The following is a 6,580-nucleotide window of genomic DNA, read 5'->3' on the forward strand; positions in this document are numbered from 1 at the left end:
ACCGTTTATAAAAATATACATTTGATATGAATGTTAAAAGCAAAATAACCGATGAGTGACAATAAAGTTCAAATTTTTGACACTACTCTAAGAGACGGAGAGCAAGTCCCAGGCTGTAAATTAAATACAGAACAAAAATTGATTATAGCCGAACGTCTTGATCTTTTAGGCGTTGATGTTATTGAAGCTGGGTTTCCAGTATCAAGCCCTGGTGATTTTAATTCGGTTACCGAAATCACAAAAATTATACGTAATTCTACCGTATGTGGACTCACTAGAGCCGTTGAAAACGATATAAAAGTTGCTGCAGAAGCCTTAAAGTATGCTGTAAGACCTAGAATTCATACAGGTATTGGAACTTCGGAATCACATATAAAGCATAAATTTAATACTACTCCAGAAAAAATTATAGAGCGTGGTGTTGCTGCTGTAAAATATGCAAAATCATTTGTTGAAGATGTAGAATTTTATGCAGAAGATGCTGGTCGAACTGATAACGAATATTTAGCACGTGTTTGCGAAGCTATGGTTGCTGCTGGTGCTACGGTATTAAACATTCCAGATACCACTGGGTATTGTTTGCCTGAAGAATATGGAGCAAAAATTAAATATTTGCGTGAAAATGTAAAAGGAATCCATAACGTTACTTTATCATGTCACTGCCATAATGATTTAGGATTAGCTACAGCAAATTCAATTGCCGGAGTAGTTAATGGTGCTCGACAAATTGAATGTACTATAAATGGTATTGGTGAACGTGCTGGAAATACTGCTTTGGAAGAAGTAGTTATGATTTTAAAACAACACCCTTATTTAGATTTGCATACTGATATTAATACCAAATTATTATACAATACTAGTAAAATGGTTTCGGAAAATATGGGAATGTTTGTACAACCTAACAAAGCTATTGTTGGTTCAAATGCTTTTGCTCACAGTTCGGGTATACATCAGGATGGAGTAATAAAAAACCGCGAAACATACGAAATAATTGACCCCGAAGAAGTTGGTGTAACCGAATCTGCAATTGTATTAACTGCACGTAGTGGAAGAGCTGCATTAGCATATCGTGCTAAAAAAGTAGGTTATGAACTTACTAAACTTCAATTAGATGATGTTTATAAAGAATTTTTAAATTACGCTGACCGTAAAAAAGAAGTTGTTGATCAAGACATTCACAAAATAATGGAAAGCTTTGATATCAAACCTTAATAAACCATAACAAAATAACTGAATTAAACTTTCAGTAACCTAAAAGACCGATTTATAACATCGGTCTTTTTTTATGTTTAGAATGAAACTTAATAATTAGAGTAAATAATCCTCGGGGCAAGCCCACGAGGCATTAAAATAATTTTAGCTGATTATCTTTTTTCAAAACCTTATACTCTTCTTCAATCCCTTGATTTTTGACATATTTTGCAATCATCTGTTCTGTGCCATGTTGACCAACTGTATTAACAAAATACCCCTTGCCCCAAAATTCGCCTCCCCATAATTGTTTTTTCACCTCTGGGCAACGTCGAAAAACTTCCCGTGCTATCAAAATACTACTCTTCCATATTTAGCACTACTCACCAAATGATACAGCAAAACTGTAACATTATGACTCTTATGGATATATTTACTATTTTGGGACATCGAGTCACAAAATAGTAATAATTAACGAGGCAAGCCTCGAGGTATTAAACCTGATAGCGAATAAAACAATTAATTATTTTTTCTAAAAAGATTATATACTACTTTTGGATATATAATATGATTGATTATGAAACTCAATATAGCAGTCTTAGGTGGCGATGGAGTTGGCCCCGAAGTAACCGAGCAAGCTGTTAAAGCTTTAGAAGCTGTTGCAGAATATTACCAGCATGACTTTATTTTTAAAGAAGCCTTGGTTGGTGCTACTGCTATTGAAAAAACGGGTACTCCCCTGCCCCAAGAAACAATTACTATATGTAAGGCAAGTGATACTGTATTATTTGGAGCTATTGGTGATCCCAAATTTGATAACGATCCTAAAACAAAAATATACCCAGAACAAGGACTTTTGGGACTTCGTAGTGAACTAAATTTATATGCCAATATAAGACCCGTAATCGTTTATAATTATTTACTTAATAATTCTCCGTTAAAACCTCAAAATGCAAGAGGTACCAATATCCTTATCTACCGTGAATTAACAGGCGGATTGTTTTATGGAGATAAAGGCACTACAGATAATGGTCATAAAGCTTATGATGCATGTACCTATACCACCGATGAGATTGAACGCATAGCACATGATGCGTTTAAGGCAGCTCAAGGCAGAAAAAAGAAATTGACTTTAGTTGATAAATCAAATGTACTCGAAACCTCTCGTTTATGGCGTAGAACAGTCATGAATATGGCAAAGCAATACCCAAATGTAAACGTAGAGTTAATGTATGTGGATCAAGCCGCTGCTAAAATTATTCTTAATCCAAAAAGTTTTGATGTTATTTTAACAGCTAACCTTATTGGTGATTTTATTTCCGAAGAGGCAAGTGCACTTGTAGGCTCAAAAGGAATCATGGCCTCTGCAGCTTTAGGTGAAAAATACAGTTTATTTGAACCTATACATGGATCATACCCAGTAGCAACAAACAAAGGCATCGCTAATCCTATTGGTGCTATATTATCTGCTGCTATGCTATTAGAGCATTTTAATTTACAGGTTGAAGCCGATGCCATAAAGCGTTCTATTACAAAAGCTATGGAACTCAACCTAACAACTCCCGATTTAAACAAGCAAAAACCCTTAAGTACTGAAAAAATTGGTGATTTTATAGCCGATTATATCTGTAATCCCGATTTGACTGATTTTAATATTGAAAATATTTATTTAGGACAATCCACAATTATATAGCAACAAGATTATTTAAAAAAAATCGTAAGGTTTACTAATAAATTATTTAAAATGAAAGTATTAAAATTTAGTTTACTTTTTGCGATATTTTTATCTGTTGGGTTTTCTTCTGCACCTCCATTGACACGTTTCGTAGAAATTTTACGTGATTTTGAAAATAAATATGCCCCAGAAAAAGCATACATCCATACAGATAAACCCTTTTATACTTCCGAAGAAACTATATGGTTTAAAAGTTACTTAGTTGATGGAGTAACACATAAACCAACTACAAAAAGTAATGTTTTACATGTAGAATTAATAAACCCCGAAGATAGTATTGTATATAAAACAAAATTATTTGTAGATCAAAATACCTTTGGGACAGCTGGTGATATTAAAATTAATAAAAATTGGGAATCTGGAAAATATCAATTAAGAGCTTATACACATTACATGCTTGCTGATAACGAAGGTTACTATTTTAGAAAACAAATTCAAATTGAAAAGACGTTAGAAAAAAACACCCAATTAGATTTTATTAATCTAAATAAATTCCCCGAGATTACACCTATTTCAGACAAAATACCTGCTGTTAAAAATGTAAATGACATACAAATTAATTTTTATCCTGAAGGAGGAACACTACTAGCCAACCATACCAATAAATTTGGGGTAAAAGCTATTGACAAAAACAATAATGGAATAGCACTAGAAGGAGTTATTAAAGAAAAAGGTAAAAATGAAATAATCTCTATGTTTCGCACATTCGATTATGGCTTAGGGCAAGCTGCCTTTACTCCCAAACAAAATGTGAAATATATTGCAGAAATTAGTATTAATGGAGCTAAAAAAATAGTCGATTTACCTATGGCTAATGAAAAAGTTGAGACTCTAAGCATTACCAATAATCAGGATCATTTGGTATTACAAGCTGCTACGGGGTTTGAAAACCTGACTGGCTATTTTATTATTGGCCATGTTCGAGGTCATGTTTTTTATAGTCAGGAAATTTCTAAGAAAGATAAAACCATAAAATTAAAATTGGTAACTAAAAATTTCCCACGAGGCATTTCACATTTCACATTATTTGATCCTTATGGAAATCCTAAATGTGAACGATTGGTATTCATAAATGCAAAAAATAAAAATAGTATTCCCAAAATAGTCACTAATAAAAAAGAGTATAAAAAAAGAGAGAAAGTCGGATACAACATTGAGATTCCAAATAATTCAAATACTAAACTATCACTTGCTATTACTCAAAAATCAGTAATTCCGTTAGCGACAAATGAAACCATTGAAAGTTGGTTACTTTTAAATTCAGACCTACGTGGTGAAATACCTAGCGCAGCAGCTTTTTTTGACCCTAAAAAAAAACAAATACAACGTAATTTTTTATTGGAATCTTTAATGTTAACCCATGGCTGGAGAAGATTTACTTGGAATGAATTATATAAAAATGCATACAATAAAAAAGAAAATTTACCCGAAAAAGGAATAACAATAAGTGGTTATGCTTTTGCCGAAGATCCTGAATTTAGTGATCAAAAAATTGAAACTAATCTTGTGTTTTTAGAAGAAAATCCTTTTTCAGAAAAAAAATTTACTACATCAAAACATCGATTTGAATACGGCCCCTTTGTAATAAAAGATAGTCTTAAAACTATATTACAAGCAAAAATGCCTGGAATAAAAGAGAAAAACCAAAAAAATGTAACTATTGTTTTAGATAATAAAAAGAAAAGTCCTAAAGTTCTTCCACTACCCAAATATAATCTAAAAAAAGAAACTTTATTTTTCGAAAATTATAAGAAAATACAATCACATATTAATTTAGTCAACTTCAATTTCAATGGTGTTAATCAACTGAATGAAGTTGTAATTAATGCTAAAGCCAAACGAACTGAGTCAAACTATGATGATATTGCAAGTGATCTAGGATCTTATGGGTTTCCTTCTAATAGAATGATTTTAGATTCAATTATAGGGTCTAGTTCTACTGATATTTTTGATTTATTAATAAGAGTTCCTGGTGTTTCCGTATCGGGCAGTATTGGGAATCGTTCTGTTAGCATTCGCAATTCGAATACCAATGCTACGCCAACTGGAAATAATGCGAATCAAATTAGTAATCCCTTATTAGATGGTAATCCTCTATTTTTACTAGATGGTAATAGAGTAAACATTACTTTTATTGAAAATTTACAAGGATCCGATATTTCTTTTATTGATGTTCTTAAAGGAAATGATGCTGCTATTTTTGGATCTCAAGGAGCAAACGGAGTAATTGCTGTTTATTTAAAGAAAAATACAAGTGTAAAAATCACAGGCAAATCTCCAGGTATTATAAATTTTTTGACTCACCCTTTTTATAAAGCCAAAGAATTCTTTTCTCCTGATTATTTTAATGATAAAAGTGACCCCAAACCCGATTACCGAACAACTTTATATTGGAATCCTGATATCAATGTTCAAACTAATAAAATCGAAAACAATTATTTTTATACTAGTGATCAAACAGGTAAATTTCAAATTGAAGTTCAAGGAATTACCAATGATGGTGAGTTAATATATTCCATTGAAGAGTTTGAAGTTGTAGATTAGTTATAGCCCATTAAATTTTTTGAGCACTAACTACTAAACATAGTTATGTTATGACACTTACTTTTTAAGCAAATGATAATAGGTTCAAATTATGATTTCTTGAAATCATTCAACTCAACGAAAACGTTTTTTGGCATACTCTTTGGTAATCATACATTGTGAGGTTACATTTTTAATGTAGCAGGTTTCACCTAAAACTCAAGATTATGAAAAAATTTATCCTACTTACTATTGGCATATTGCTTACAAGCATTGGTTTACATGCTAATACAACCACCTATAATAACATAAATAAACCCTTTGTTTTTGTTGAATCCGGAATTGAATTTGCCATATTTAAAGACGGACAATTTGATTTTAATGTGATCCAACCTAATGTTGGTGTACATATTAATACCCGCAATATCAATTTTAGTTTTAATACAGGTTATGATTACGACGCCTATGTACAATATGATGATTATGGAGCAGTAGTACAAATTGAAAATACTCCGGTATTTTACGATTATTACGGTCGTGTAAATCGAATTGGAAATATTCGCTTACATTACAATCATTTAGGCTTAGCTTACCGAATTGGAAATTTAAATATATTTTATAATAATTATGGAACCTATAATCATTGTTCTGGTTATGTAAATGCTTACAATATCAATTACGGATACAGACCACATCATAGATATTACCGAATTCCACCTGCTAACCATTGTATAGTGTATAATAATCCTTACCGCCAGACCTATACTGTTAATCGTTGTAACTATGTAACATACCGCAACAATTATTATACAGGTTATTATAATAGACCATACAAATTTCGTAACTATAATAGACCAGGTACACATGTAAGCATTAATCACCATTATAATAGTAATAGAACAAGGTATACGAATAGAAGTTCTAGAAATAATGCTACTTATTATAATAATAAAGTAAGAAATACTAGACCGTATACTTCTCCCCGTAGAACAACTACAAATACGAGAACGTATACTCCTAGAGCAAATTCTACAAACAGAAGTTATGCCTCTAATAGTACTAGAACTCAGAATAATACGCTTTTAATATAAATATTTCGTATATTTAAGGATGCCAAAATCATCTACTCTA

Annotated in this window: 4 protein-coding genes and 1 pseudogene; 4 read left to right on the forward strand and 1 reads right to left on the reverse strand. The window is 31.6% G+C overall.

Features of this window, described 5'->3' with window-relative positions; translation table 11 throughout:
* Window positions 1–51: 51 nt before the first annotated feature.
* Window positions 52–1,212 (forward strand): 2-isopropylmalate synthase, encoded by a 1,161-nt coding sequence (locus KQA_RS18655; RefSeq protein WP_010179543.1) that lies wholly within the window; start codon window positions 52–54, stop codon window positions 1,210–1,212.
* A gap of 133 nt (window positions 1,213–1,345) precedes the next feature.
* Here KQA_RS18655 and KQA_RS18660 read toward each other — a convergent pair.
* Window positions 1,346–1,641, reverse strand: a pseudogene (locus KQA_RS18660) (transposase).
* A 127-nt stretch (window positions 1,642–1,768) separates the two neighbouring features.
* Here KQA_RS18660 and leuB point away from each other — a divergent pair.
* The 3 genes from leuB to KQA_RS0207175 all read left to right on the forward strand — a co-directional run bounded on the left by leuB (window position 1,769) and on the right by KQA_RS0207175 (window position 6,540).
* Entirely contained in the window at window positions 1,769–2,884 is a 1,116-nt protein-coding gene (gene leuB, locus KQA_RS0207165; protein WP_010179546.1) for a 3-isopropylmalate dehydrogenase, read from the forward strand.
* 51 nt (window positions 2,885–2,935) lie between these two features.
* Window positions 2,936–5,470 (forward strand): TonB-dependent receptor, encoded by a 2,535-nt coding sequence (locus tag KQA_RS0207170; protein ID WP_010179548.1) that lies wholly within the window; start codon window positions 2,936–2,938, stop codon window positions 5,468–5,470.
* A 206-nt stretch (window positions 5,471–5,676) separates the two neighbouring features.
* On the forward strand, window positions 5,677–6,540 hold the full coding sequence (locus KQA_RS0207175) for a hypothetical protein (protein ID WP_010179550.1): 864 nt from the start codon (window positions 5,677–5,679) through the stop codon (window positions 6,538–6,540).
* Window positions 6,541–6,580 lie beyond the last annotated feature (40 nt).

Source organism: Aquimarina agarilytica ZC1 (genome assembly GCF_000255455.1).
In the GTDB taxonomy this organism is placed as follows: domain Bacteria; phylum Bacteroidota; class Bacteroidia; order Flavobacteriales; family Flavobacteriaceae; genus Aquimarina; species Aquimarina agarilytica.